The sequence below is a fragment of the Ochrobactrum sp. Marseille-Q0166 genome, assembly GCF_014397025.1.
Taxonomy (GTDB): Bacteria; Pseudomonadota; Alphaproteobacteria; order Rhizobiales; family Rhizobiaceae; genus Brucella.
On record NZ_JACJUO010000003.1, the window covers coordinates 118,093 to 143,220 of the forward strand.

Below are 25,128 nucleotides of genomic sequence, written 5' to 3' on the forward strand. Positions count from 1 at the left end.
CGGCAGCAGTATGTTTAACTGTTGCCCCAACTGAAATGAGCTACACTGACAATAAGTTGAAGGCGCAAAACCTTTGTGGTTTTGCGCGGAGCGTATTTGCCAGTTCAGTGATGAGCCAAAATTTCCCCGAGAAAAGCACGTGTCCGCTCGTGCTGCGGATTGCTGAAAAATGCGTTGGGTTCACCCTCTTCGATGATCGCACCGTCTGCCATGAATATTACTCGGTCTGCTACCTGTCGCGCAAAGCCCATCTCATGGGTAACGCAGATCATCGTCATACCGTCTTGCGCCAAGCCAACCATGGTATCCAGCACCTCCTTGACCATTTCCGGATCAAGTGCTGAGGTCGGTTCATCAAACAGCATGGCTTTTGGCTCCATGCAAAGCGCGCGGGCGATGGCAACTCGCTGCTGCTGACCACCGGAAAGCTGCGCCGGGTATTTGTCGGCCTGATTGCCAATTTTAACCCGATCCAAGTATTTGCGTGCCGTTGCTTCAGCCGCTTCGGAAGATAACTTGCGAACACGCATCGGCGCGAGCATGCAATTCTCCAGAACGGTCTTGTGGGGAAAAAGGTTGAACTGCTGAAAGCACATTCCGACCTCTCGCCGAACCATATCAATCGCCTTTTGGCTATCACTCAGCGCAGTGCCATCCACCGTAATCGTACCAGACTTGATCGTTTCAAGATGGTTGATGCATCGGATCAGTGTCGATTTCCCGGAACCTGAGGGCCCACAAAGGACAATTTTCTCTCCGCGCCTCACATTCAGGTTAATGTTTTTCAGCGCATGGAAACCGCCATACCATTTTTCAACGTTTTCCATGCGGATCAGGATTTCATCCATCAGGCTATCTCCCGATTCAAAGAGTGATACGTCCACCATCGGCGGCGGAACGTTTGACGGCTTCAATTACGCGTAAAGTCTCCAGCCCGTCGCGTCCGGAAACCAAAGGTGCCTCTTCCCCTCTTATAACACGGGCGAACTGGCTAACTTGTCGTGCCAATGGATCCTCCGCCGGAATACCGGGGCGGGTTAGATCAAAGGGCGCATACCAGCTAGGTGTGCCTTGTGCCGTGCGTAGATCAAGTTCTGGCAGAGCGAGCGAACCGTGAGTGCCACCTATCAGATAGCAATGTTCATCCGAGCGTGGATAAGCTGGGTTTTCACCCGTTGTCATTTCCCAACTCCAAGGAGCAATAGTCGTATCGCACACGGATGCCGTCGCCAGAGCGCCGCTGGCGAACTCCAATAAGATTACCGCAGTTTCTTCCACTGCATTGCCACGAATGGCGTTGGATTCTCGTGCGGTGACGGCGCTAACTTCTCCTAGAAGGTAGCGAAGATTATCAACATCATGAATGAGGTTTAGGAATACCGGACCTGCACCTTTTTCGCGACGCCATGCAATGTCGAAATAATCATCCGGCTTAAAAAGCCAGAACATTGCATTCGCAACGACGGGCGTACCAATCGCGCCCGAGTCGATGATTTCTTTAGCCTTTTGCATCAACAGATTGTGACGGCGGTGGTGCCCTGTCAGCAATGCTGTCCCCTTCGCATCAGCCGCAGCTACCAGTTTTTCAGCATCTGCAACATTATCACAAAGCGGCTTTTCGACGAGCACTGGCAGACCGGCTGCAATGCAATCCAGCCCGTTCTGCATATGAACCTGGTTCGGGGTTGCGACGATCACGCCCTCGAGCTCCAAAGCCGCAGCCTCTGAGAGACTTCGTGCCCAGATGGCGTTATATTCTCGCGCTACGGCCTCACCAGCCGACGTTGGGTCGATGACACAGATTAGTTCAGCATCGGCGGATGCCTTAACATGCATAGCATGGCGCTTACCGATCAGTCCCGCACCCATAACGGCCATGCGAACCGGTCTGGTCATTTTGCAACCTCGGAAATCATATTAGCTACGCGGCGCAGCCCAAGTGCGTAACCCTCTGTCCCACAACCCGCAATGACGCCATCAGCACGCAATGAAATATAAGAGTGATGCCGGAAACTTTCACGCTTGTGGACATTTGAAATATGGACCTCAATAACCGGTCCTTCAAAGGTATTCAGCGCGTCAAGGATTGCAACCGATGTATGTGTAAAGGCAGCAGGGTTGATCACAATACCTGCACCATTTTCTCGCGCCTCATGAATCCAGTCGATGATCTGGCCTTCATAGTTGGATTGCAGAAACCGGATGGCAACACCCAGTTCTTTGGCCAGAGCCGCGCAATCAGCTTCGACATCTGCCAAGGTAACATGGCCATAGATATGAGGCTGGCGCTTGCCGAGCAGGTTCAGGTTGGGGCCGTTCAGAATATAGACGGTCTTGGTCATCACGCGTTTCTTTCATGAAATGATTGCATTTCGTGTGGCGGAACAGCAATGCTGTCCCGCCTGAATGCTTTAATTTTCAATTTTGTAGGGAATGCCTTCCATCGCCGCAGGATATTTCGGCGGATCCATATTCATCCACTTGTTGTAGATGGCCTTATATTCATCAGACTGCATGAATTCATCAAGGAAGGCATTAACCGTCTGGTTCCAATCTTTCTCACCCAGTCGTGTGCCCACGCCATTGTAATGTTCAACTAAGAGCAGTTGCACCTTGTAGCGACCTGGTGCTGCATCTTCGAGACGATTAATGTAAAACTGATTGGCACCAACGGCTTCGACCTGACCTGAGAGCAGTGCCTGAATTGTCGCCGCATCATCGTCAAAACGACGGATCTCCGTTCCTGATGGAGCTACTGCGGTCAGCGCCGTATCTTGTGATGCCGCGCGTGGCACACCAAAAACATGGCCTGATAAAGCTTCGGGTGTAGATAAGTCCATATCAACCGGCCCGACTACCGACATCTGATTGGCAGCGTATGGTTGTGAGTATTGGATCGACTTGGCGCGTTCGGCTGTCATGCCCATCGTGGCAAAAAGCGCATCAACCTTATCGGTTGTCAGAGCGGGAATACGGTTTGCCACTGCCAGTGGTACAAACTCGACCTTAACGCCCAGATAATCGGCAAATGCCTTTCCCATATCCGAGTCATAGCCATCAGCCGCGCCCGACGAGTTGATGCAACCCCACGGGCAGTTATCACCTTGGATGCCTATGCGGATTGTTCCGGCGGACTTGGTTTCTTCGACCGAACGCGCCTGAGCGTCTTGCACGAAGAGCGCTGCAAGTGCCATGCCTCCGGCCAACGCCAGATTACGGGATAGTCTGGATTTCAAATGAACAAACATGCGTTCCTCCTTAGTTGATTGTTATTATCCGACACAGTGCAGTTCCTCCGGCACTATGGCGGCTTTCAGGCTCAGCGCGGATCTTGCGCCAACCTCATTTCAAGGCGTCGGCCCCAAAGTGACAGCGGCCAGCACATCAGGAAATACAAGACCCCAATCAGGCCGAAGATAAACAACGGCTGGTATGTCTGGTTCGATACGATCTGCCCGGCGCGTGTTAGTTCAATAAAGCCCACGATAGCTGCCAGAGAGGTGCCTTTAAGCAGTTGCACAAGGAAGCCGACGGTGGCTGGCAATGAAATCTTCAATGCCTGCGGCAAGATGATGTCGAACATCCGTGAACGATAGTGCATGCCAAGTGCATAACATGCTTCTGATTGACCTTTCGGGATCGCCTGGATAGCGCCGCGCCAGATTTCACCCAGAAAAGCGCTGGCATGTGCGGTTAAAGCGATTGCCACTGCCAGCCAGGCGTTCACATTCACCCCAAGGAGCGGCAAGCCGAAGAACACTACGAATAGCTGCATGAGAAGCGGCGTACCCTGAAAAACTGCAATCCATGCGGCTGCGAACCAACGCAGTGCACGATTTTCAGCAACACGTCCCAAGGCGATGATAAGACCAAAAACTATACCTCCGACAAAACCAATGACTGTCAGTGATAAGGTCCATTTCAACCCCAGTGCCAGAAAAGTAATTTCGTTGATACCCAGATGCGGCATGAAGTTTCCCTTCCTTTCAGCGTGTGGGGTAGCTAAAGGCACGACGACCGATGAGAGCCAACAGCGCCATGATCATCCAGGACACCAGCAGATAGATAATCGTTACTGTAAAATAGACTTCGAAACTGCGGAAAGTGTCGCCATCAATGCGTTGAGCAACCTGAGTAAGCTCATAAGCAGAAACCGAAGTGCAAATTGACGTGGTCAGCGTTAGCAATATGAACTGGCTGCAAAGCGAGGGATAGATAGCACGTAGCGCAGGCAGCAAAATGATCGTGCGAAAGATTTCACCCTGATGCAGCCCCAAAGCGAGCCCCGCCTCGGTTTGTCCGCGCGGAATGCTCTCCACACCACCGCGGATAATTTCGATCGCGTAGGCGCCACCGTTCAAGCCAAGCGCTATGATCGCTGTGGTGGTCGGATTTAGGCGCACGCCGGCAAGTGGTAATGCGAAAAAAATGAAGAATATCTGCACCAAAAAAGGTGTATTACGGATGACCTCAACAAAGCACACAACGATCATTGAAGCTATGCGACTGCCTGAACGTCGAATGGCAACTCCAGCTACGCCTATGAAAATGGCAAGTAACATCCCGGCCAATGCAAGACCGAGCGTTGCAAGTGTCCCTTGCAAAAGCTCTGGCCAGCGCTCAAGGATCACGCTGAAATCTAGCGCGTTCATCAATTTCCTCCCAATAACCGTCTGCTCACATGGCGACGGTCTCTGCCCTCGCTTGATGGGGACTTGTTTGCTTCTGTTTTACGACGACCCACTCCTCAGGGGCCACCGCCTTTATAATACTTGCTCCTCAAATACCCATGACACGACGCGCACCACGCTCGAGCGCAGAAAGGTGGTCAGCCGGATTCTGGCCCTGCACCATTGGAACCTCGACAGAAATTCGTGGATTGTGGTTTAATGCCCAAACCATTTCGTTCAACGGCAGTTCTCCTTCACCGGGAACAAAACGACCTTCACGCGCTTCTTGTATTCTGGCTTTGTCATTGTCGGGTTCCCCACCACGAACATCACAAAGCTGCACATGCTGAACCAGCTCTCCCGGAAAAGTTGAAAGCATTTCGACCGTTCCGCCATTGCGAAAGAAATGGAGAGCATCAATCAAAACGCCTGCATTGGGCGCGCCCGAAGCTTTCGCAATATCCAAACTGTCTGTGGCACAACGCACCGGCCGCCAACCCATGTTTTCAATATCTACCGACATGCCAACATCGCCCGCGACAGAACAAAGCGCTGCAAAATTATCGATCAAGCGCGCACGATCACTGTCTTCACCACAAACGCTCAAACGTTTGGCTCCCAGTGCTGCCGCATCCTCCAACACCGGCAATACAGACAGCGGCTGAAAAAAGGCATCCAGAACGACGAATTCAATGTCGAATATTTCCAGTCCGGTGTCATCCAATCGCAGCCGCAACTCCCGAGCGCTATCGCTACCTTGCGGGACAGAATAGCAAGGAGCACCTGGAAAGGCCGGAAACAGCCGCAAACCGACCGATTGAAAACCGGCGCGTGCAGCAACGGACACAAATTCCACTGGCGGCAAATGGATTGCAGAAAAATGCGCTAAACCAAGGAGACGTTGTTCGGGGATCATATTTTCAGCCACTTATTCAATCCCGTGCTCAACTAAATAACGTTGCAGGTTGGTAGCGGTGCGGGACAAATGATCTCTCAATTTTTCGCAGGCAAAATCAGCATCACGTGCCACAGCTGCCTGGGCAATCTCGCTATGCTCCATCATAACATTTCGATCGCCGGAAGTTCGACGCAAAAAAGTTCGCCGATACCGGTCATGCAAATTGAGTAAGGACGAACAAAATCTTATCAGCATTGGCATGCCGCAGCCAGAAATCAGCGTTAAATGAAAATCGCGATGGACAGCCTCCCATGCTTCTAAGGTTTCAGGCCGGCTGGCATCCCGTTCAGTGCGATTGACGACGTGCAAGGCGCGGATCACATCGCTTTCCCATGCCAGGTCGCCACGAACCATCGCCTCTCGTAAAGCATATGTTTCGAACGTGTCACGTAACCGCGCCACCTCCTGAAAATCAGCGATAGAAACAGGCGCGACCCGATATCCGCGGTTGTCCTCAAATATAACCAGCCCGTCTGATGTTAGGCGGGCCAGAGCTTCGCGCAGTGGGCTGAGGCTTACCTGAAGCTGCGCTCTAACGTGATCCAAGTTGATTTTGGAACCTGCCGGCATCTGACCCGAAACAATTGCTTCACGCAATCGAGCAAGTATTTGGCTTGATATTGTATTCTTGACATCATCGCCAGAACCCGCAAGCGCACCGGAGCGATCAACCATCATTAAGTGAGATTCTTGCGGCATAGTTGTTCCAGATTATTTTCTATCGATAGTTTTTAAAATAAACGATTATTTATGTCAATACGAAACGGAGAATCCGTGGTCCATTGCTTATCTATCTGTTTATATTGGCTTAATTTCTTAGAAGTGGCGTTTTAATTCAAGTGGCTATGCAAACGTTGACAAATAATCGATTATTTGACAAAACCCTCCACGCATGAGGGAGGAAAATCATGACCATTCGAAATGAAGCGGATGTCACCACTGCCGTCATTAAGGTGATGGAACAGACAGCAGATCCGCGGCTTCGCGAAATCTTGTTATCTTTAATCAAGCATCTTCATGGGTTTGTCAGAGAAACAAAACTTAGCGAAGACGAGTTCCGTACGGCAACCGCTATCCTGAATGAAATTGGCGCCTTGGCCTCAGATAGTCACAACGAATTCGTACTGATGTCTGGCTCTCTTGGCGTTTCAACCTTGGTTTGCCTTCTCAACAATGGCGAAAATGGGCAAACCGAAACCTCACAATCCCTGCTTGGCCCTTTCTGGCGTCTCAACAGTCCCCGCGTTGAAAACGGCGGCATAATCATCCGCTCCGATACTCCCGGCACACCTCTCGTTGTAAACGGGCGTGTCGTAGACCAAAACGGCAAGCCGATTGCCGGAGCTGAAGTCGATGTATGGCATGCCTCGCCGATCGGTCTTTATGAAAATCAGGATCCTGATCAGGCCGATATGAACCTACGTGGAAAGTTTACGACAGATACGGATGGGCGGTTCTGGTTCACCACCGTTAAAATGGTTGGCTACCCGATCCCTGTGGACGGTGTTGTAGGGCGACTACTTAAAGCGCAGGGCCGCCACCCGTATCGCCCTGCACATCTGCATGCGCTGATCTTCCGTGAAGGATACAAAACCCTGATATCACAGGTTTTCGATCCGTCGTGCCCATGGATTGACAGCGACGTACAGTTTGGCGTCACTCAAGCTTTGACCGGTGATTTTATCAAGCACGATGAGCCAAATCCCGAATATCCAGAACTTGGCGCCCCGTGGCATTCGCTCGACTATACTTATGTCATGGAACCAGGTGAGGCAAAACTGCCACGCGCACCAATCAAATAAGGGGCTCACATGTTGACTGAAGAAGAACGTCTTATTGCTGCCAAAGCCATTCTTGCTGCTGAGAAATCACGCATACCGATGGTACAACCGTCCAAGCAGTGGCCAGAGATGGAGCTTGAAGATGCATATCGCATTCAGGACCTTTGGGCCGAAGCGCGTATCGCCGAAGGCGCCAAGGTGGTTGGCCACAAAATAGGCCTGACGTCGCGTGCAATGCAACTCGCCTCAAAGATGACCGAGCCGGATTACGGCCGAATTCTTGACGATGCTCTGTTCAATGATGGCGCTCAAATACCAACTTCTACCTTCATCAAACCTCGTCTTGAAGTCGAACTGGCTTTTATCATGGGCGAGGATCTGATGGGCGAAGGCACGCGTGTGCATGACGTCTTACGTGCGACCGAATTTGTCGTTCCTGCACTGGAAATAATCGATTATCGTACCGAAGTGCCACGCGCTATCACTGATACCATTGCTGATAATGCAGCTTTTGGGGCAATTGTTCTTGGCGGACGGCCCGTACGTCCAATGGATATCGACCTGCGTTGGGTGGGTGCAACTTTATCACAGAACGGCATTATCGAAGATACCGGTTTGTCGGCGGCAATTATGGGGCATCCTGCCGCTGGAGTTGCATGGTTGGTGAACAAGCTTGCAGCTGTCGGTACTGGTTTGAAAAAGGGTCACATTGTTCTAGGAGGCTCATTCACCCGCCCCGTGGACATCAAAAAAGGTGATGTCATTCAGGCCGATTACGGCAATCTTGGCGCCATTGGCGTCAGCTTTATTTAAGGATGACGCGGTGAAACTTCCTGTCAATCATTTCAAGCAAGCGATAAGTTCGGGTCGAAGTCAAGTCGGCCTGTGGTGCAGTCTGCCGGGTAGTTATGCGGCGGAATGCGTCGCGGGAGCAGGTTATGACTGGTTGCTGTTCGACACTGAGCACAGCCCGGGTGATCCATTAACTGTGTTAGCTCAACTTCAGGCTGTCGCACCTTATTCCACCTCGGCTGTCGTGAGACCTGCAGCGAATGACCCCGTCCTGATAAAACGCTTTCTGGACATTGGAGCGCAGACGCTGCTGATACCTATGGTCAACACCAGGGAGGAAGCCAAAGCTGCCGTGGCAGCAACCCGCTATCCACCACATGGCATTCGCGGCGTTTCTGCCCTGACCCGGGCGACACGCTTTGGACGGGTCGCGGACTATGTTGAGCAAGTCGAAGACGAGCTATGCCTACTGGTGCAAATAGAAACCCGCGAGGCACTCGATTGTATTGAAGAAATTGCAGATGTGGACGGAGTGGACGGTATTTTCATCGGCCCCGCTGACCTAGCCGCGAGTCTGGGCCATGTCGGAAAGCCCGGCCACCCGGAGGTCGTCGAGCGCGTTGAAAACGCTATCTCCCGCATTATTGCAGCTGGAAAACCGGCCGGTATTCTAACCTCCGATCCGTCTTTCGCGGCACGTTGTATCGAGCTTGGCACACTGTTCACCGCAGTCGGCATAGACGCAGGTATCCTTGCCCGCCAAAGTGAAGCTTTACTTAAAGGCTTCAAGTCATGATTCCGGCAGCGGTCTTGACCCAGCTCGCTCCCGTTGGCCATATTCGGTTTGCTGTCAATATGGCCAATGCCAGCATTGTTCGAGAGAACACACCCGGCGAATATATGGGTCCGGCTGCCGAACTGGCAGTACGGCTTTCCACGTTGCTGGGTTTAGAAGTGCGTATTATTCCTTTTGCATCCGGTGGTGCAATTCTCGCGCAAGAAGATGCATGGGATCTGGCTGTTCTAGCAATAGACAGCTCACGTACCCAAATCCGTTATGTTCATGAGATCATGCGTGTCAGCGCAACCTTTGCAGGGCGTGTCCAAGCAATGAGTTGCAGTGATGTGGACAAGGCGGGCATTCGCATTGCCACCGCTCGTGGGGCTGCCTATGAAACTCATTTAACTGGAACTTTGAAACACGCTGACATTATACCCTTCGATACCCCAGCTGCTGCACGTGACGCTATGCTGAATAGCAACTGCGATTTTGTGGCTGGCATACGATCTACATTGGAGAGTAGTCTTGCGGATCATATAGGGATACATCTTCTGGAAGATGATTTTCTCACCATATCGCAAGCACTTGCCATACGCGCTGAACACGAAGATGCAGCGATGTTTCTCGAAAATCTCCTTGCCGCCTCAAAATGATCGTTCAATTATTGAGTTCCTTTTTTCTTTAAAAACTCAGATCGAAATGCATGCCATGCGGCAGCGCTTTCTCGGTTGGATATCGCAAATATGCTGGTAATAATTGTGCGCATATGCTTGGAGTTCAAAAGCCACTTCGCCACGGGATTGAGCAAGGAATAAAGCTTCGCGATAGCGACAAAAAGCATATTTGAAAGGCGACCGCATGTTAACGCTCCGCCAGATAGAAGTGATCCGTGCGATCATGGTGACAGGCACAATCGCTGGCGCTGCAAAACTGCTCAATGTATCAGCGCCCGGTCTTAGCAGGCTGATGAAATATTCCGAAGACTCGCTCGGCATAAGGCTCTTTGATCGCCGCGGCGGACGATATGTGCCTACTCCACAAGCGAGAAACATCTTCGACCTTCTCGATACAGTTCACCGGAAAATCGAAGATCTGCAATCAGCCGTTACTGATCTGAGCAAGGGAAAGGCGCAGGAACTGTGCGTGGCATCGGTACCCAGCATTGCCAATGTCATGATACCACGCACTGTTGCGAAACTTCGTGAGCGCTATCCAGATCTTCATCTTGATCTCGACATTCTTAAGATTGAAGAAGCTGTCGATTATCTGCTCCTGGGGCGCGGAGAAATTGTTGCGATTTCATCGCGGTTCGATCACCCGCTTATTAATTTTGAGCTCCTTACAACGGGACGGCTTTTATGCATCGTGCCGGAAACCAGTCCTCTTGCATCACGCAGCAAGATAGCTCCTTTGGAAATGTCACAATATCCACTCATCGGAATTAACCCCAAAGACCCTTATGGGGCGATCATGGCTGCAATGTTCACCAATGCGGGTGTTGATTACAAAATGAACATTAAAGCGCGATTTGGATCGACAGTATGCAGCCTTGTTGCAGCTGGGCTGGGAATTGCAATAATTGATGAGTTTACGGTGGCGCATGCGGTTGTAAAGGGCCTAAAATGCATTCCAATTGATGCTGAAAGCAACTTTAATACCTATATCGCTTAGGCTCTGTCGCAAAAGGTTCATTTTTTCTGAGCTATTTTACGCTGCGAGGCATCATTGAGTGAGGAGAGCGGGGATGGCGATTGATTTCCAAGGAGCTCATTTCCCCAAAAGTGTGATGCTTTATGCCGTTTTCTTTTACGCCCGATATTCGGTTTCCTATCGTGACCTTGAGGAGATCATGGCTGAGCGGGGTGTCGACATGGACCATGCAACACTGAACCGCTGGGTGGTTCGTTACGCCCCCCAGATCGCGGCTGAAGCACAAAGACGTAAACGGCCAACGCTTGGCTCCTGGCGTGTTGACGAGACCTATATAAAGGTCAAAGGGAAATGGACCTATCTGTATCGGGCTGTTGATCGTGACGGTCAAACGCTCGATTTCATGCTCTCTGAACGGCGAAATCTCGGCGCTGCAAGGCGTTTTTGGAGAAAACCATTGCAAGCAATGGCGTTCCAAACAAAATAATCATTGATAAAAGTGGAGCCAATCCAGCGGGAGCGCAGGCTGTTAACAACATTCTGAAGATCACCGGTTCAAGCAAAATGATTGAAATTCTTCAGGTCAAATATCTCAATAATATTCTTGAACAAGATCATCGGTTCATCAAGCGGGTCACCAAACCGATGATGGGCTTCAAAGCGTTTCACAGCGCATCAGCAACAATCGTGGGCATTGAAGTCGCACATATGATCCGCAAGAAGCAATTTGCAAATGACAATCGCTCGCCATTCGAGCTCTTTGCAGAGCTCGCAGCATAATTGCGGCCAGAGATACGCCCGCCTTTAATCTGATCAAAATTTTGCGACACAGCCATGAACCACCATTCTTCTTTAGGCATTCTAAGTTGGAGACATCTCATTGATGCATCATGCATTGCATCATCATTTCTGCGCATATCTAATGATGATTACATAAACGAAGGATGCATCTTTGGCTTAGAAAGCGCATCAACTGCTGATTGTGCCGACCGCAAGTTTTTGCAATCATTAGCGCAGAAGACGAAGGCAAGCGGCTTTGCAGTTGTTCAGGTTCTATTTTCGAGGATGAAGTCGGATACAGCAGCTTCTAGCTCAAGTTGATTGTGAAGGCACACGCTATGCCTTTATCACAAGACAACTATTTGGAAGCACTGGTCAGCCGCAAGAAATTGCCGATTTGGCAGTTTATCTCGCCGGTGCATGCTACACTACCGGACAAGCACAAAATATCGAGTGTAGCCAAACGATCTGAACTATGCATTGGATGCTTCAGGACGCTATTTCTGTCGAAGAATGAGCAAATTATTCTAAAAAGTTTGGAATATTTTTGCAAGTTTGCGGATAGCGTCCTCAAGTTCCCTTGGTGTGTAGGCTGCAAACCCTAGTAGAAATCCAGCCTCACCTTCATCTTTAGCGTGAAGCGCTGACAACCCTAACAGCTCAACATCACTGCGGCGGGCGGCTTCCAAGAGCGCGCGTTCGGAAATGCTGCCTTTCAAAAGGCATGACATTTGTAGGCCACCCACAGGAACCCGGGGTTCGACAAAATCTGATAGATATTGGCGAACCAATCGGGTCAATATTTCGAGGCGCCGTGCATAGATGCCGCGCATATTGCGGATATAAGCTCCAAAATGTCCGCCTTCTATAAAGCGGGCAAGCGTGTATTGCGCTATGGAGGCTGTGTGACCGTCTAGCAGCGTACGGGCGGTGGTCATGGGTGCTACCAGTGATTGCGGCAAAACGATATAGCCTATGCGCAATCCGGGAAAGAGCGACTTTGTGAAGGTGCCTATGTAAATGGTTCTGTCGTGTAGATCGAGACCTTGCATGCATGCCGTCGGTTTGCCGGCATAATGAAATTCACTGTCGTAATCATCTTCGATTATCCAGCCGCGATGACGTTTAGCCCATTCTATCAAGACAAGTCGACGATCTAATGCCAAAGTCGTACCCGTCGGAAATTGATGTGATGGTGTAAGGAAGACCGCGCGCGCGGGGTTGGAGTCATTAAGAATAGGCTCGATTTTCAGTCCTTGCTGGTCCAGCTGTACTGGCACGCAATTCAGACCTGCCGCATCAAAGGCTTTGCGCGCTCCATAATATGCTGGATCTTCTATATAAACGCGTTCGCCGGGATCAAACAAAATGTTTGCACACAGAGCCAGGGCTTGTTGTGAAGATGTGAGTATCAGTACCCTTTCGGCTGTAGCGCATGCGCCGCGTTCAAGATTGATATAGTCTGCGATGGCTTGACGCAGCGGTTCAACGCCTTGCGGATCTCCATGTAAAAGCGTTTGGGTGCCAATCTCTTTGAGAACTTGCCTTTGCAAACGCTCCCAAAGCGCTAGCGGAAAGTTACGTGTATCTGGGATTCCGTGCGCGAATGGCCTTGGCGTTAATGTCTCACGTACCCCACCGCTTTTAAACATGGCATTGCCGCGCTTGCTCAATTCGGGAGACTGGCTTCTGGGCTTGATATTGCGCCTTGAACCCCGATGACGGGGAGAAAACTCTGTAATCTCCGCAACGAAACTGCCACTGCCGACACGGCGGTCGATGAACCCTTCTGCATGCAGCTGGGCATAAGCAGCTTCTACCGTATCGCGGGACACTCCAAGCGATTTCGAAAGCACTCGTGAGGCCGGAAGTGGTTTGCCTCGGCTAAGCACCCCATCGATAATCAATTGCCGAAGTGCACGTTGTATACGTGCGTGTAAGGGCATTGCTGAATGGGCCGGATGGTTGAGCCAGGCTTTCACCGATTCGAGCTGAGAGTTCTTGAACAAATGGATGGTGCCCCTTGCTGTAATTGGTGGGAGATAACCGGCCATTTGGCAGATAAATGTCGAACGTGTCTATAGCTTGAATATTCCTTCTCGGAGAATCCTGAACATGTCCAGCGCACCAGCGCACACAACCACTCGTATAAATGATATCATTCATCCCGTCGTTGCGGGTCTGATCTCGGTCATTGTGAATTATGGTGGAACATTTATTCTTGTATTTCAGGCAGCAAGAGTTGCCAATCTCAGCCCGGAACTGACAGCATCCTGGGTTTGGTCTATTTCAATTGGAGTGGGCCTTGCCGGCTTGCTGTTGAGTTGGCGTTATCGCGAGCCGATCATTACGGCATGGTCTACGCCTGCTGCAGCATTTCTCGTCACCGCGCTGGCCACGACATCCTATGCGGAAGCAATCGGGGCCTATATGATCTCCGCCATTGCTTTCGTGGTTCTTGGATTGACCGGCTGTTTTGAAAAAGTGATCCGATTGATACCGCCCGGCATAGCCTCGGGCCTGCTTGCAGGCATACTACTTCAATTTGGAATAGGCGCATTCAGCAGTGTGACTGTTGATCCTGTTCTGGTCGGCACGCTGATCATTGCCTATATTTTCCTCAAACGTGTTTCCGCCCGTTATGCAATCATTGGTATATTGATGATCGGTCTGGCTTTCTTGCTTATACAAGGACGTGTTGATCTCTCTGGTCTGGAATTGAAGTTGGCAGCTCCGGTTTTTACCATGCCTGAATTCAGTCTGAATGCCACGCTCAGCATAGCGTTGCCTCTGTTTCTTATTACCCTAACCGGCCAATACATGCCCGGCATGTTGGTGCTGCGCAATGATGGGTTCGAAACCAGTGCCAATCCTATTGTTACCGTAACCGGGTTTGGATCTTTGATCATGGCCCCTTTCGGCTCGCATGCATTCAACATCGCGGCAATTACCGCTGCCATTGCCACGGGACGGGAAGCCCATGAAGATCCTTCGAAGCGCTGGATCGCGGGGGTAGCCGCAGGCTGTTTTTATATTTTGGTCGGAGTTTTTGGTGTAACGCTCGCTGCAGTATTTATGGCGCTTCCGGCAACATTCATTACCACATTGGCTGGTCTTGCTTTGCTTGGAGCCATCGGTGGCAGTCTGGCAAGTGCCGTCGCAGATGCACGGTCTCGCGAAGCCGCGTTGATTACTTTTCTGGCATCGGCTGCGAATATCAGCTTGCTCGGCATTGGTGGAGCATTCTGGGGGCTGGTCATTGGCCTTATCGCCTCTGTCGTACTCAACGGGAAATTTCCCGGCAAACATCACAGCCGCTCATCAACTTGATGGGACGCTTGTCGGGCCTTTATTTCCAACACTGCGGATCACAACTTGAACCTTTGCTTTTCTTGTGCAAGCATTTCGTCGGAGGAGAAATGTCATGGTGTCGGCGCTGTCGCACATCAAAGAGATTGAACGCGTCGCTATGGGCGGCGCGTCTGATCGTGATCGTCCGGTTATTCAATCCTGGCTTCGCTGTCTTAATGATTATCAGCTTAACCCAGCCCGGGCGCAGGAAGCTTATATCGTGCCTGATACGCTGCTGCGTGAACATCGTGAGCAGTCAGAAGAATTGATCCGGATTGGCAGAACCGGCCTTGAAGGCCTTTTCCGGCAGGTTGCCGATCAAAGCTATGTGCTGCTGTTGTCGGATGCGCGCGGCGTCACTGTCGAGTTTATGGGTGATCCGACCTTTGATAACCATCTACGCAAAGCAGGGCTTTATCTCGGGTCGGAATGGTCGGAAGATCGCGCGGGAACCTGCGCAGTGGGTGCCTGCATCGTTTCGGGAAAGCCTGTTATTATTCATCAGGACGATCATTTTGACGCTTCCCATATCGGATTGACCTGCACAGCAGCTCCCATTTTCGATACTTTGGGCGATCTCTCGGCGGTACTCGACATATCGCAATTGCGCTCGCCAACCGCCAAAGCAAGCCAACAGCTCGCATTGCACCTCGTGGCTTCCACAGCGCGTCGAATTGAGCTTGCCAATCTGATGACAAGAGCACGCGAGGACTGGGTTCTGCGTTTGGCAAAATTGCCGGATTTCCTTGATGTCGATCCTGACGCCGCTTTGACCATTAATGGCAGCGGCATGATAACCGGAATGACGCATGGCGGCTTTGGCGCTGTCGCGCGCGGGATGAACCTCAATGCTCTTTCAACAAAGGACTTTATCGGGAAACCGATTTCCAGTGTCTTTGATATTGATATAGATCAGCTTCCCGCACTGATGCGCGGACGCCCCAATGGTGAGCGTTTGCTGCGCGCACGTAATGGTTTAGCGTTATTTGCAAGTGCCATTGCGCCGGTCAGCAGTTTCCGCGCGCCCGCAACCAGCATATCCGTGCGCCTGCCTGCCGCCTTGCGGCAGTTGAGTTTCGGCGACCCAGCCATGGAAATGCTACAGGCACGTGCGGCCAAACTGGCGGATCGGCATATCCCCATTCTCATTAAGGGTGAAACCGGCAGCGGTAAGGAATATCTTGCGCGCGCCATTCATGACAGCAGCGCGAAATCCGGGCCATTCATTGCGGTCAATTGTGCAGCAATTCCGGAACAATTGATCGAATCTGAGTTGTTCGGCTATGTCCCCGGCGCCTTTACCGGAGCCATGCAAAAGGGAAAAATCGGACTTATTGAAGCTGCCAATGGTGGTACGTTGTTTCTGGACGAGATCGGCGATATGCCGCTTGTCCTGCAAAGCCGCCTGCTGCGGGTTCTCTCAGAAAACGAAATTCAGCCGGTCGGTGCATTGAAGCCGAAGCCGGTCAAGTTCCGGCTTTTGTCGGCATCGCATCGCGATCTAGCGGCACTCGCTGCCGAAGGCCGTTTTCGAGAGGATCTGCTTTATCGGCTCAATGCCGCGACGCTGACCTTGCCGCCGCTGCGGCAGAGAGAGGATTTTGGCAACCTGGTCGATCACCTTCTGCGCCGTATCGAAGAAGAAGAGGGAGAGACAATCACGATTGATCGCTCAGCAAAGGCGAAGCTTGCAGCCTATCGCTGGCCCGGAAACCTGCGCGAGTTGGACAATACGTTGCGTGTTGCAGCCGCGATTGCAACAGGTGCAACAATCACCACCGACTGTCTGCCTGATCATTTCCAGACGGATATTTTGCTGGGAAATGACCAACAAACCTTGCGCAGCCAGCTTGATGAATGCGGAAACAATATTTCAGCACTGGCGCGAAAACTCGGTCTCAATCGGTCAACCATCCATCGTCGTCTGAAACAGCGGCATTGATGATGCAACACTTGCAACACCTGTTGCAGAACGCCTGTTGCATCTGTTCAGGCGGCAATTATGCTGCTCAATAAAATCACGAAAAAACAACATGTTACTACTTTAGTTCAAAGTGGCACGCAGCTTGCATTTCCTCTTATGACTCACATGGAGGAAAATATATGCGTGCGTTGCGCTTTTATGCTGCCAAGGATCTACGTGTTGAAGACGTGCCAGCACCGGCTGATGTTGGCCCGGATCAGGTTTTAATCGAAAACCGCTTCTGCGGTATCTGCGGGACCGATCTGCACGAATATGCTTATGGGCCGATTTTTATTCCGACGGAACCGCATCCCTTTACCAAAGCAAGTGGCCCCCAGATCTTGGGCCATGAGTTTGGCGGTGTGGTCAAAGCCGTGGGAACTGATGTCAGTCACGTCAAAATTGGCGACCGTGTGTCGGTTCAGCCGCTCATCATGCCGAGGGCAGGCGACTATTTTGCTGATCGTGGGCTTTATCACTTGAGTACCAGCCTCGCACTGGCGGGCCTGTCATGGCATTCGGGTGGCATGGCTGAACAGGCTTTGCTCAACAGCTATAACGTCCAACCCATCCCCGATGACCTCAGCGACGAAGAGGCAGCTTTGATCGAGCCGACGGCAGTCGCGGTTTATGCCTGCGACCGCGGTGGCGTTACGGCTGGCGACAGTGTGCTAGTTACGGGAGCTGGCCCGATTGGTATTCTTGTGGCCATGGCGGCACGGGCTGCGGGTGCTTCGCAGATATTCCTGTCCGACCTTAATGAAACGCGCTTACAGCTCGCGCGTGAAAAGCTGGGTGATATTCGCACCATTAATCCGAAGTCGGAAAATGTCGGTGATGTGATCCGTGCGGAAACCGAAGGCAATGTCGGCTGCGATGTGGCCATTGAATGCGTCGGTAATGAACATGCCTTGAAGAATTGCACCGATGCCGTTCGCAAGCAGGGCGTCGTGGTGCAGACGGGGCTGCATCCGCATGAAAATCCGCTCAACTGGTTCGATGTCACGTTCAAGGATATCGATATTCGCGGTTCATGGGCCTATCCCACACATTACTGGCCGCGTGTCGCAAGGCTGATTGCGAGCGGACAGATCCCGGCGAAGAAGATCGTTACCAGGACAATCGCGTTGGAGGACGCTGTTGCTGAAGGTTTCGATCGCCTGCTCGACCCGGCGGGCACTCAGCTCAAAATATTGATCGATCTGAAAAGGTAACGCATTTCACTGCCGGGCTTGGGAGAGCCCGGCGTCAACATCTATGGGAGGAAATTGCAATGCTTGAGAAGACACCAAACGTTCGCGTACAGGCCTTTCTCGACAGGTTTGGCGCAGCACTCGAGGCGGGCCGGATCGATGAAGCCGTTTCAATGTTCGCTGATGATTGCTACTGGCGCGATCTGGTCGCCTTCACCTGGAATATCAAAACAGTGGAAGGGCACGATCAGGTGCGTGATATGCTGCAATCACAATTGCAGCTGGTAAAGCCGACAAAATGGCAAGTTGCGCCGGGTGAAGCTGCAACAGAAGCCGAAGGTGTGACCGAAAGCTGGATCTCTTTTGAAACCGAAGTGGCACGCGGTTACGGGCTTATCCGTCTGAAGAGTGGAAAGATATGGACTCTTCTGACCGTCATGTCGGAATTGAAAGGTCACGAGGAAAAATCTGGCTTTACTCGCCCACTGGGGGCAAAGCACGGACAGGATCTTGGCGCGAAAACTTGGAAGGAAGAGCGCGAGGAGGAAGAACGAACACTTGGCTACGAAACACAGCCCTATGTGCTGGTAATCGGTGGCGGGCAGGGCGGTATTGCGCTCGGTGCGCGCCTGCGTCAGCTTGGCGTGCCGACAATTATCGTCGAACGGAACGAGCGTCCGGGCGATTCATGGCGCAAGCGCTACAAGTCGCTCTGCTTGCATGATCCCGTCTGGTACGATCATCTGCCCTACATCGATTTCCCGAAAAACTGGCCTGTTTTTGCACCGAAGGACAAGATTGGAGATTGGCTGGAATTCTACACTAAAGTGATGGAGCTTAATTACTGGACGCGTTCTACGGTCAAGTCTGCGAAATGGAACGAAGACAAGAAAGAATGGTCCGTCGTCATCGACCGGAATGGTGAGGAAGTCACGCTGCGTCCCAAGCAATTGGTTTTTGCGACCGGTATGTCGGGCAAGGCGAATATTCCAAGCGTTAAAGGACAAGACCGTTTCAAAGGAGAGCAGCACCATTCGTCCCGCCATCCGGGACCGGACGGCTACAAGGGCAAGAAGGTCGTTGTCATCGGGTCGAACAATTCGGCGCATGATATCTGCGCAGCACTTTATGAAGCAGGCGTCGATGTGACGATGGTGCAGCGCTCATCCACGCATATTGTGCGTTCAGAGCCCCTTATGAAATATGGGCTTGGCGCGCTCTATTCAGAAGAAGCCTTGCAAAATGGTGTCACCACCGCCAAGGCCGATCTGATCTTCGCGTCACTGCCCTATCGTATCATGCATGAGTTTCAGAAGCCGATCTATGACAAGATCCGCGAGATCGACGCCGATTTCTATGCAGCACTTGAGAAGGCGGGTTTCCAGTTGGATTTCGGTTCCGATGGCTCGGGATTGTTTCTCAAATATCTGCGGCGCGGCTCTGGCTACTACATCGATATTGGCGCTTCCCAGTTCATCATTGACGGCAAGATCAAGCTTGCCTCCGGTCAAATTGACGAGATCACAGACAACAGCGTTAGACTTGCCAATGGTACGGAGTTGCCAGCAGACCTCATCGTCTATGCGACCGGCTATGGTTCCATGAACGGTTGGGTTGAAGATATCATCGACAGGGAAACCGCCGACAAGGTCGGTAAAGTTTGGGGGTTGGGATCAGATACGCCCAAAGACCCAGGACCGTGGGAAGGTGAACAGCGCAACATGTGGAAGCCGACCCAGCAGGATGCACTTTGGTTCCATGGTGGCAATCTGCACCAGTCGCGGCACTATTCGCAGTATCTCGCGCTGCAGCTTAAAGCCCGTATGGAAGGTATAGACACGCCCGTTTATGGCCTTCAAACCGTTCATCACAGACACTAAATAGGACTTTGCGCGCATGTGTAAGTGCGCGCAAACAACCAGTACGATTAGAGCGCGGATCTGATCCAATAAGATCGAAACGCGCTCTAATTGGTCACTAACCTAAACATTCAATGCTAGAGCTTTTGAATTGTTTATATGATCGGACAAAGCCTCTGTTGCCTTATCTGGGTCGCGGGTTTCTATAGCTTCTATGATGCGTAGGTGTTCGAGCATCACGGGTGCCACGCGCCCTTCAATGGTATAGCGTTCCTGATTGATCAGGCGGGTCTTGACTGAATTAACGCGATAAGCGGTAGAGATAATGTTGTTTCCCATAGCGTCGATGAACGTATTGTGCATCTTCCAGTCAATCTGCTGCGCCATCTCCTCTTCGGCCGGGCTCAGGGTTTTTGACTGAGCAAGCGCAAGCATTTCTTCATGTTCGTCACGCAGCGACTTGATAGCAGCGTCGGATGCATTGCGTGTAAAGAGTTGCACGGCCTCTTTTTCCATCACAAGTCGGAACTGAAAAGCTTCGCGGATAAGATTAAGGTCCACATGTGCAATTTGGATCCCGCGCTGTGGCAACGCTGTCAACAAACCCTCGGATTCAAGGCGCGGAATGATTTCCCGGATGGGACCAAGAGGCACACCGGTGCTTTCCACAAGCTGTCGTTGCGACAAAAATTGTCCAGGCAAAAACTCCCGAGCCAACAGTTTGTCGATGATACTGATATAGGCAAGCTCGCGCTGCTTAATAACTTCTTTTCCACCTGCGCGAGGTTGGCCTGGCGGCATCATTTAAAATCCCTAACTTATAACTGATTCATCAGTGAAATAATATTGAGTACTTGGACGGTCAAAATTGCAAGAGTTTGTTGTAAGCGCGGCAGTTTTAACTCGATCCCGCCGCGGCTTCGGAGCTTTGCTTGTGGTTTTAATGAAGGATCTGGCTCAGGAACAGCTTGGTGCGCTCATGCTGCGGATTGTCGAAGAACTCGGCTGGTGAGTTCTGCTCAACAATCTGCCCCTGATCCATGAAGATCACGCGGTTTGCAACCTGACGTGCAAAGCCCATTTCATGCGTTACGCAGATCATCGTCATGCCTTCATCCGCAAGGCTGACCATCGTATCGAGCACTTCCTTGACCATTTCCGGGTCGAGCGCCGATGTCGGCTCATCAAACAGCATCACTTTCGGGCTCATGCAAAGCGCACGGGCAATCGCCACACGCTGCTGCTGCCCACCCGAAAGCTGGCCCGGATATTTGTTGGCCTGCTCTGGAATCTTCACACGCTTCAAATAATGCATGGCGATTTCTTCCGCCTGCTTCTTGGGCATCTTGCGCACCCAGATTGGCGCCAACGTACAGTTTTCCAGAATGGTCAGATGCGGAAACAGGTTGAAGTGCTGAAACACCATGCCGACTTCGCGACGCACTTCATCGATCTTCTTGAGATCATTGGTGAGTTCGATGCCATCAACGATGATCTGGCCCTTCTGGTGTTCTTCCAGACGGTTGATACAGCGGATCATGGTGGATTTGCCGGAACCCGATGGTCCGGCAACGACGATGCGTTCGCCGCGCATGACTTTCAAATTGATGTCGCGCAGAACATGGAACTCACCATACCACTTGTGCATGTTCTTGATCTCGATGGCCACTTCGGTCTTCGAGACTTCGAGTTTTGACCGGTCGATTTCGACACCAAGCTCTGATTGCGGGAGGGCGCTTTGTGCACTCATTTGGACTATTCCCTTTATTCTTATCGTTTATGACCTGTGTCGAGCCGTCGTTCCATGAATATAGAGTATCGCGACATGGCGAAACAGAAAATCCAGAACACGAAGCCCGCAAAGATCAGCCCAGTTACCGGGGTAACAGGCGAAGCCCAGTTTGCATCTGAGAAGTTTAGGCGAACAATCCCGAGCAAGTCGAACATGGCAATAATTGTGACGAGAGACGTGTCTTTGAACAGGCCAATGAAGGTGTTCACGATGCCGGGTATCACCAGCTTCAATGCTTGTGGGAGGACGACCAGTATCATTTTCTGCCAATAGGTCAAACCGAGAGCGTCTGCTCCTTCATATTGGCCTTTTGGCATAGCCTGCAGGCCACCGCGCACAACTTCTGCCATATAGGCTGATGCGAACAGTGAAACGCCGATCAGTGCACGGATAAATTTATCAACCGTGAAACCCTGCGGAAGAAACAGAGGCAGAACCACACTTGCCATGAATAGTACGGCCAGCAAAGGAATGCCACGTACCAGTTCGATAAACGCAGTTGAGAGCATGCGGATTACCGGGAGGGAGGATCTGCGCCCTAATGCGAGCAAGACGCCCAGTGGTAGCGATACAGAAATTCCGACAAAAGAAAGCGTCAGCGTAACCAGCAATCCGCCCCACAGCGAGGTTTCGACATAGGATAGGCCGAACACGCCGCCGATAAGCAAAATAACCGACACGACTGGCAACACCACAAACATAAGTGCTGCATTCAGTGCCTTGTGCCCAACTTTTGAGATTAGCAGAGGGACTAACAGCGCCGTAAAGAGCACAAAAACAGCAATCGGGCGCCAACGCTCGTCCATTGGGTAACGACCAAAAATGAATTGATCCATTTTGGCATTGACGAATGCCCAGCATGCGCCTGACCAGCCATCCGGCTGAATGCCGCCTTGCGCGATTGTCGAACAGGCCTCACGTCCGCTCCCCGACCATGATGCATCGATGAATAGCCATTTTAATGCTGGCGGAAGCAACCATCCGATGAGCAGCAGAGCCAGAACAGTGAAAATGCTGTCCTTGACACTGCCAAACAGGGAGCGCCGCACCCATTCAAATGCGCCGGTGCGAATTCCCGGTGCTGGCAGGGCAGGGTGCATTTCCGTGCGGATGAAATGTGTATCACTCATTTTACCGCTCCTTAAGCGCCACTTTTGTGTTGAACCAGTTCATGAATCCGGAAGCTGCAAGGCTCAGGGATACAAACACGATCGCCCAGATTGTGATGACTTCAATTGCCTGTCCGGTTTGGTTCATGATTGTACCGCCGATAGAAACGATATCGGCATAGCCTACGGCGATGGCGAGTGAGGAATCTTTCATCAGGTTGAGATATTGACTTGTAAGCGGAGGAATGATGATCCGCATGGCCTGTGGAATAACAACGAGACGGGTGGTGAGCGATGGGGAAAGACCCAACGCGTGGGCTGCTTCTGTTTGACCTGCGCTGACGCCGACAATGCCTGATCTGACAATTTCTGCGATGTATGCTGCGGTATAAAAAGACAGTGACAGGAATAGAGATAGAAATTCTGGCCCAATCGTCACGCCGCCTTGAAGGCGAAAGCGCCCCAGTTCAGGCAGTTCGAAAGAAAGCGAACCGCCACTCACGAGCATTGTCAGGGTTGGCAAGACAATCAGCAGTGCAATTGACATCCAGAAAACGGGCAAGCGCTTCCCTGTCGCAGCCTGCCTCTTTCGCGAGAAATATCCAAGCGCGATGCTTGCTATAATAACGATCAGCAGTGCGGCGAAAACCAATGTGCCGGAGCCACCGAATTCCGGCTTCGGAAATGAGATTCCGCGATTGTTGATGAACACAGAGAAAGGGAGCTCAATCGATTGCCGAATTTGGGGCAAGATCGAGATGACGCCGACATACCAGAAAAAGACGATCAAAAGAGGTGGAATATTTCGGAAAATCTCGACATAGACCGTGCAGAGTTTCGCGATAAGCCAATTGTTTGACAAGCGGCCAATGCCGATCATGAAGCCGAGTATGGTCGCTGCAACAATGCCGGTTGCGGCGACAAGCAAGGTGTTGAGAAAACCCACCAGAAGAGCGCGCCCATAGGTTGAGTCGCTCGAAAAGGGGATGAGTGCCTGCGAAATATCAAAACCCGCCCGGCCCTCCAGAAAGCCGAAACCCGATGCGATATTTGCGCGCTGCAAATTTGTGATTGTGTTCGCGACGATCCAGTACCCGCCTGCCAGAAGGCAAATCAGAATTGCTATTTGGAAGAGTTGTCCCCGAAACTTCGGATCGTTTATAGAACGTATTTTTTTGTCTGGACCAACGTCTGTGGTGATGACGTTTTCAGCCATGGATTAGTTCCCCCCGATAGTTAGGCATTTCCTGGTTAACTTTGGCGGAAGGACCCCAAATCTATACCAGGCAGATGTGAGGAAGAGCGCATGAGCGCTCTTCCATGGTTGATGAGGGATCACTTAGCGAACAGGCGGAGCATATTGGATGCCGCCCTTGTTCCAGAGCTGGTTCAGGCCACGCTCAATTTTCAGTGGGCTGTCTTTGCCAAGATTGCGCTCAAAAATCTCGCCGTAATTGCCGACGCTCTTGATAGCATTTTCAGACCAGGAATTTTCGAGGCCGAGATCGGTGCCGATCTTGTTGCCGCTTTCGACACCAAGGAAGCGCTGGATGTCTGGATTGACGGACTGTTTCATCTCTTCGACATTGGCCTGTGTAATGCCGAATTCTTCCGCATTGATCAGCGCATAATGAACCCAGCTGACAATATCAAACCATTGGTCATCACCATGACGAACAACAAGTCCGAGCGGCTCTTTGGAAATGATTTCAGGCAGAACAACATGGTTGTCCGGGTCTTTCAAAGTCAGGCGTAGCGAGTACAGGGCTGATTGATCGGTGGTGTAAACATCACAACGGCCTGCTGCATAAGCGCCGTCGACTTCTTCCTGCTTTTCGAAGACGATTGGTTCATACTTGATGCCATTGGCGCGGAAGTAGTCTGCTACGTTCATTTCGGTCGTGGTGCCGGTTTGCAAGCAAACGGAAGCTCCGTCCAATTCGAGTGCAGACTTTACACCGAGGTCGTTGCGGACCATAAAACCTTGACCATCATAAAAATTGACGGGACGGAAGTTGAAACCGAGCGCCGTATCACGGCTGACTGTCCAGGTCGTCTCACGCGAGAGCAAATCAACTTCGCCCGACTGGAGAGCTGGTGTGCGTTCTTTGGAGGTCAAAGGAACGTATTTCACCTTTGTTGCATCGCCCAGAACTGCTGCCGCTATGGCTTTACAATAATCTACGGAAAAGCCGGACCATTCGCCTTTGTCATTAGGCGCTGCGAAACCAGCCAAACCGCTATTGACGCCGCAATGCAAAACACCACGATTTTTCACATCCGATAGAGTGGATGCTGAAGACATGGACGTTGCAGCAGTCGCAGCAATCATTCCCATTACAGTGCTTAAAAGAACCTTTTTCATTGTTACACCCTGTTTATCTGGCCCAACGAGCCGCTTTAAGTTAAGAAGGTCCGTCAGCAGGCAGCTGAATGCCGCCTGCTGAAA

At 51.5% G+C, this 25,128-nt stretch carries 23 protein-coding genes and 1 pseudogene; 10 read left to right on the top strand and 14 right to left on the bottom strand.

The features are described 5' to 3' along the window. Positions 1–104: 104 nt before the first annotated feature. The 8 genes from H5024_RS19110 to H5024_RS19145 form a co-directional block, all read right to left on the bottom strand. Positions 105–848 (bottom strand): amino acid ABC transporter ATP-binding protein, encoded by a 744-nt coding sequence (locus H5024_RS19110; RefSeq protein WP_282186089.1) that lies wholly within the window; start codon positions 846–848, stop codon positions 105–107. Positions 849–864: 16 nt separating this feature from the next. After that, positions 865–1,896 (bottom strand): Gfo/Idh/MocA family oxidoreductase, encoded by a 1,032-nt coding sequence (locus tag H5024_RS19115; RefSeq protein WP_187548803.1) that lies wholly within the window; start codon positions 1,894–1,896, stop codon positions 865–867. Then, positions 1,893–2,342, bottom strand: coding sequence for a type II 3-dehydroquinate dehydratase (gene aroQ, locus H5024_RS19120; protein ID WP_187548804.1), 450 nt, complete (start codon positions 2,340–2,342; stop codon positions 1,893–1,895). The genes H5024_RS19115 and aroQ overlap by 4 nt, the downstream gene beginning before the upstream one ends. Before the next feature lie 69 nt (positions 2,343–2,411). Further along, a complete protein-coding gene (locus H5024_RS19125) occupies positions 2,412–3,194 on the bottom strand; it encodes a transporter substrate-binding domain-containing protein (protein ID WP_348770730.1) in 783 nt (260 codons plus the stop codon). Between the two features lie 125 nt (positions 3,195–3,319). Further along, the gene (locus H5024_RS19130) at positions 3,320–3,970 is read right to left on the bottom strand and encodes an amino acid ABC transporter permease (protein WP_187548806.1); all 651 of its coding nucleotides are present in this window, start codon (positions 3,968–3,970) and stop codon (positions 3,320–3,322) included. Positions 3,971–3,986: 16 nt separating this feature from the next. Next, positions 3,987–4,655, bottom strand: a complete 669-nt coding sequence (locus H5024_RS19135) for an amino acid ABC transporter permease (protein WP_210309770.1) — start codon at positions 4,653–4,655, stop codon at positions 3,987–3,989. A gap of 124 nt (positions 4,656–4,779) precedes the next feature. Then, positions 4,780–5,598: a sugar phosphate isomerase/epimerase family protein gene (locus tag H5024_RS19140; RefSeq protein ID WP_348770723.1), complete on the bottom strand. Its 819-nt coding sequence runs from the start codon at positions 5,596–5,598 to the stop codon at positions 4,780–4,782. Next, entirely contained in the window at positions 5,599–6,327 is a 729-nt protein-coding gene (locus tag H5024_RS19145) for a GntR family transcriptional regulator (RefSeq protein ID WP_187548808.1), read from the bottom strand. It lies immediately after the preceding gene. A gap of 209 nt (positions 6,328–6,536) precedes the next feature. On the opposite strand from H5024_RS19145, the gene H5024_RS19150 reads away from it, so the two are divergent. From H5024_RS19150 to H5024_RS19175, 6 genes and pseudogenes are all read left to right on the top strand, one after another. Further along, positions 6,537–7,430 (top strand): dioxygenase, encoded by an 894-nt coding sequence (locus H5024_RS19150; RefSeq protein ID WP_187548809.1) that lies wholly within the window; start codon positions 6,537–6,539, stop codon positions 7,428–7,430. Between the two features lie 9 nt (positions 7,431–7,439). Beyond that, positions 7,440–8,222 carry a fumarylacetoacetate hydrolase family protein gene (locus H5024_RS19155; RefSeq protein WP_187548810.1) on the top strand — a complete coding sequence of 261 codons (783 nt, stop codon included), beginning with the start codon at positions 7,440–7,442 and terminating at the stop codon, positions 8,220–8,222. Positions 8,223–8,232: 10 nt separating this feature from the next. Beyond that, on the top strand, positions 8,233–8,997 hold the full coding sequence (hpaI, locus tag H5024_RS19160) for a 4-hydroxy-2-oxoheptanedioate aldolase (protein ID WP_187548811.1): 765 nt from the start codon (positions 8,233–8,235) through the stop codon (positions 8,995–8,997). 14 nt (positions 8,998–9,011) lie between these two features. Further along, complete coding sequence (locus H5024_RS19165) at positions 9,012–9,635, top strand: transporter substrate-binding domain-containing protein (protein ID WP_187548812.1); 624 nt, start codon at positions 9,012–9,014, stop codon at positions 9,633–9,635. Between the two features lie 205 nt (positions 9,636–9,840). Then, positions 9,841–10,653 carry a LysR family transcriptional regulator gene (locus H5024_RS19170; RefSeq protein ID WP_187548813.1) on the top strand — a complete coding sequence of 271 codons (813 nt, stop codon included), beginning with the start codon at positions 9,841–9,843 and terminating at the stop codon, positions 10,651–10,653. 73 nt (positions 10,654–10,726) lie between these two features. Further along, positions 10,727–11,412, top strand: a pseudogene (locus H5024_RS19175) (IS6 family transposase). 527 nt (positions 11,413–11,939) lie between these two features. Here H5024_RS19175 and H5024_RS19180 read toward each other — a convergent pair. Beyond that, entirely contained in the window at positions 11,940–13,421 is a 1,482-nt protein-coding gene (locus H5024_RS19180; RefSeq protein WP_187548815.1) for a PLP-dependent aminotransferase family protein, read from the bottom strand. 106 nt (positions 13,422–13,527) lie between these two features. Between H5024_RS19180 and H5024_RS19185 the strand changes: the two genes are divergently transcribed. The 4 genes from H5024_RS19185 (at position 13,528) to H5024_RS19200 (ending at position 19,799) form a co-directional block, all read left to right on the top strand. Continuing rightward, entirely contained in the window at positions 13,528–14,742 is a 1,215-nt protein-coding gene (locus H5024_RS19185; RefSeq protein WP_187548816.1) for a benzoate/H(+) symporter BenE family transporter, read from the top strand. Between the two features lie 94 nt (positions 14,743–14,836). Continuing rightward, a complete protein-coding gene (locus H5024_RS19190; protein WP_187548817.1) occupies positions 14,837–16,705 on the top strand; it encodes a sigma-54-dependent Fis family transcriptional regulator in 1,869 nt (622 codons plus the stop codon). 161 nt (positions 16,706–16,866) lie between these two features. After that, positions 16,867–17,940 carry a 2,3-butanediol dehydrogenase gene (locus H5024_RS19195; RefSeq protein ID WP_187548818.1) on the top strand — a complete coding sequence of 358 codons (1,074 nt, stop codon included), beginning with the start codon at positions 16,867–16,869 and terminating at the stop codon, positions 17,938–17,940. 59 nt (positions 17,941–17,999) lie between these two features. Further along, complete coding sequence (locus H5024_RS19200) at positions 18,000–19,799, top strand: NAD(P)/FAD-dependent oxidoreductase (protein ID WP_187548819.1); 1,800 nt, start codon at positions 18,000–18,002, stop codon at positions 19,797–19,799. Between the two features lie 102 nt (positions 19,800–19,901). Here the strand turns inward: H5024_RS19200 and H5024_RS19205 are convergent, their stop codons facing one another. The 5 genes from H5024_RS19205 to H5024_RS19225 all read right to left on the bottom strand — a co-directional run bounded on the left by H5024_RS19205 (position 19,902) and on the right by H5024_RS19225 (position 25,044). Beyond that, positions 19,902–20,582 (bottom strand): GntR family transcriptional regulator, encoded by a 681-nt coding sequence (locus tag H5024_RS19205; protein WP_247875395.1) that lies wholly within the window; start codon positions 20,580–20,582, stop codon positions 19,902–19,904. Between the two features lie 136 nt (positions 20,583–20,718). Beyond that, on the bottom strand, positions 20,719–21,528 hold the full coding sequence (locus H5024_RS19210) for an amino acid ABC transporter ATP-binding protein (protein ID WP_187545516.1): 810 nt from the start codon (positions 21,526–21,528) through the stop codon (positions 20,719–20,721). 20 nt (positions 21,529–21,548) lie between these two features. Next, positions 21,549–22,670, bottom strand: a complete 1,122-nt coding sequence (locus H5024_RS19215; protein ID WP_247875425.1) for an amino acid ABC transporter permease — start codon at positions 22,668–22,670, stop codon at positions 21,549–21,551. A 31-nt stretch (positions 22,671–22,701) separates the two neighbouring features. After that, a complete protein-coding gene (locus H5024_RS19220) occupies positions 22,702–23,895 on the bottom strand; it encodes an amino acid ABC transporter permease (protein WP_187548821.1) in 1,194 nt (397 codons plus the stop codon). A 123-nt stretch (positions 23,896–24,018) separates the two neighbouring features. Next, positions 24,019–25,044 (bottom strand): amino acid ABC transporter substrate-binding protein, encoded by a 1,026-nt coding sequence (locus H5024_RS19225; protein ID WP_187548822.1) that lies wholly within the window; start codon positions 25,042–25,044, stop codon positions 24,019–24,021. Positions 25,045–25,128: the final 84 nt, after the last annotated feature.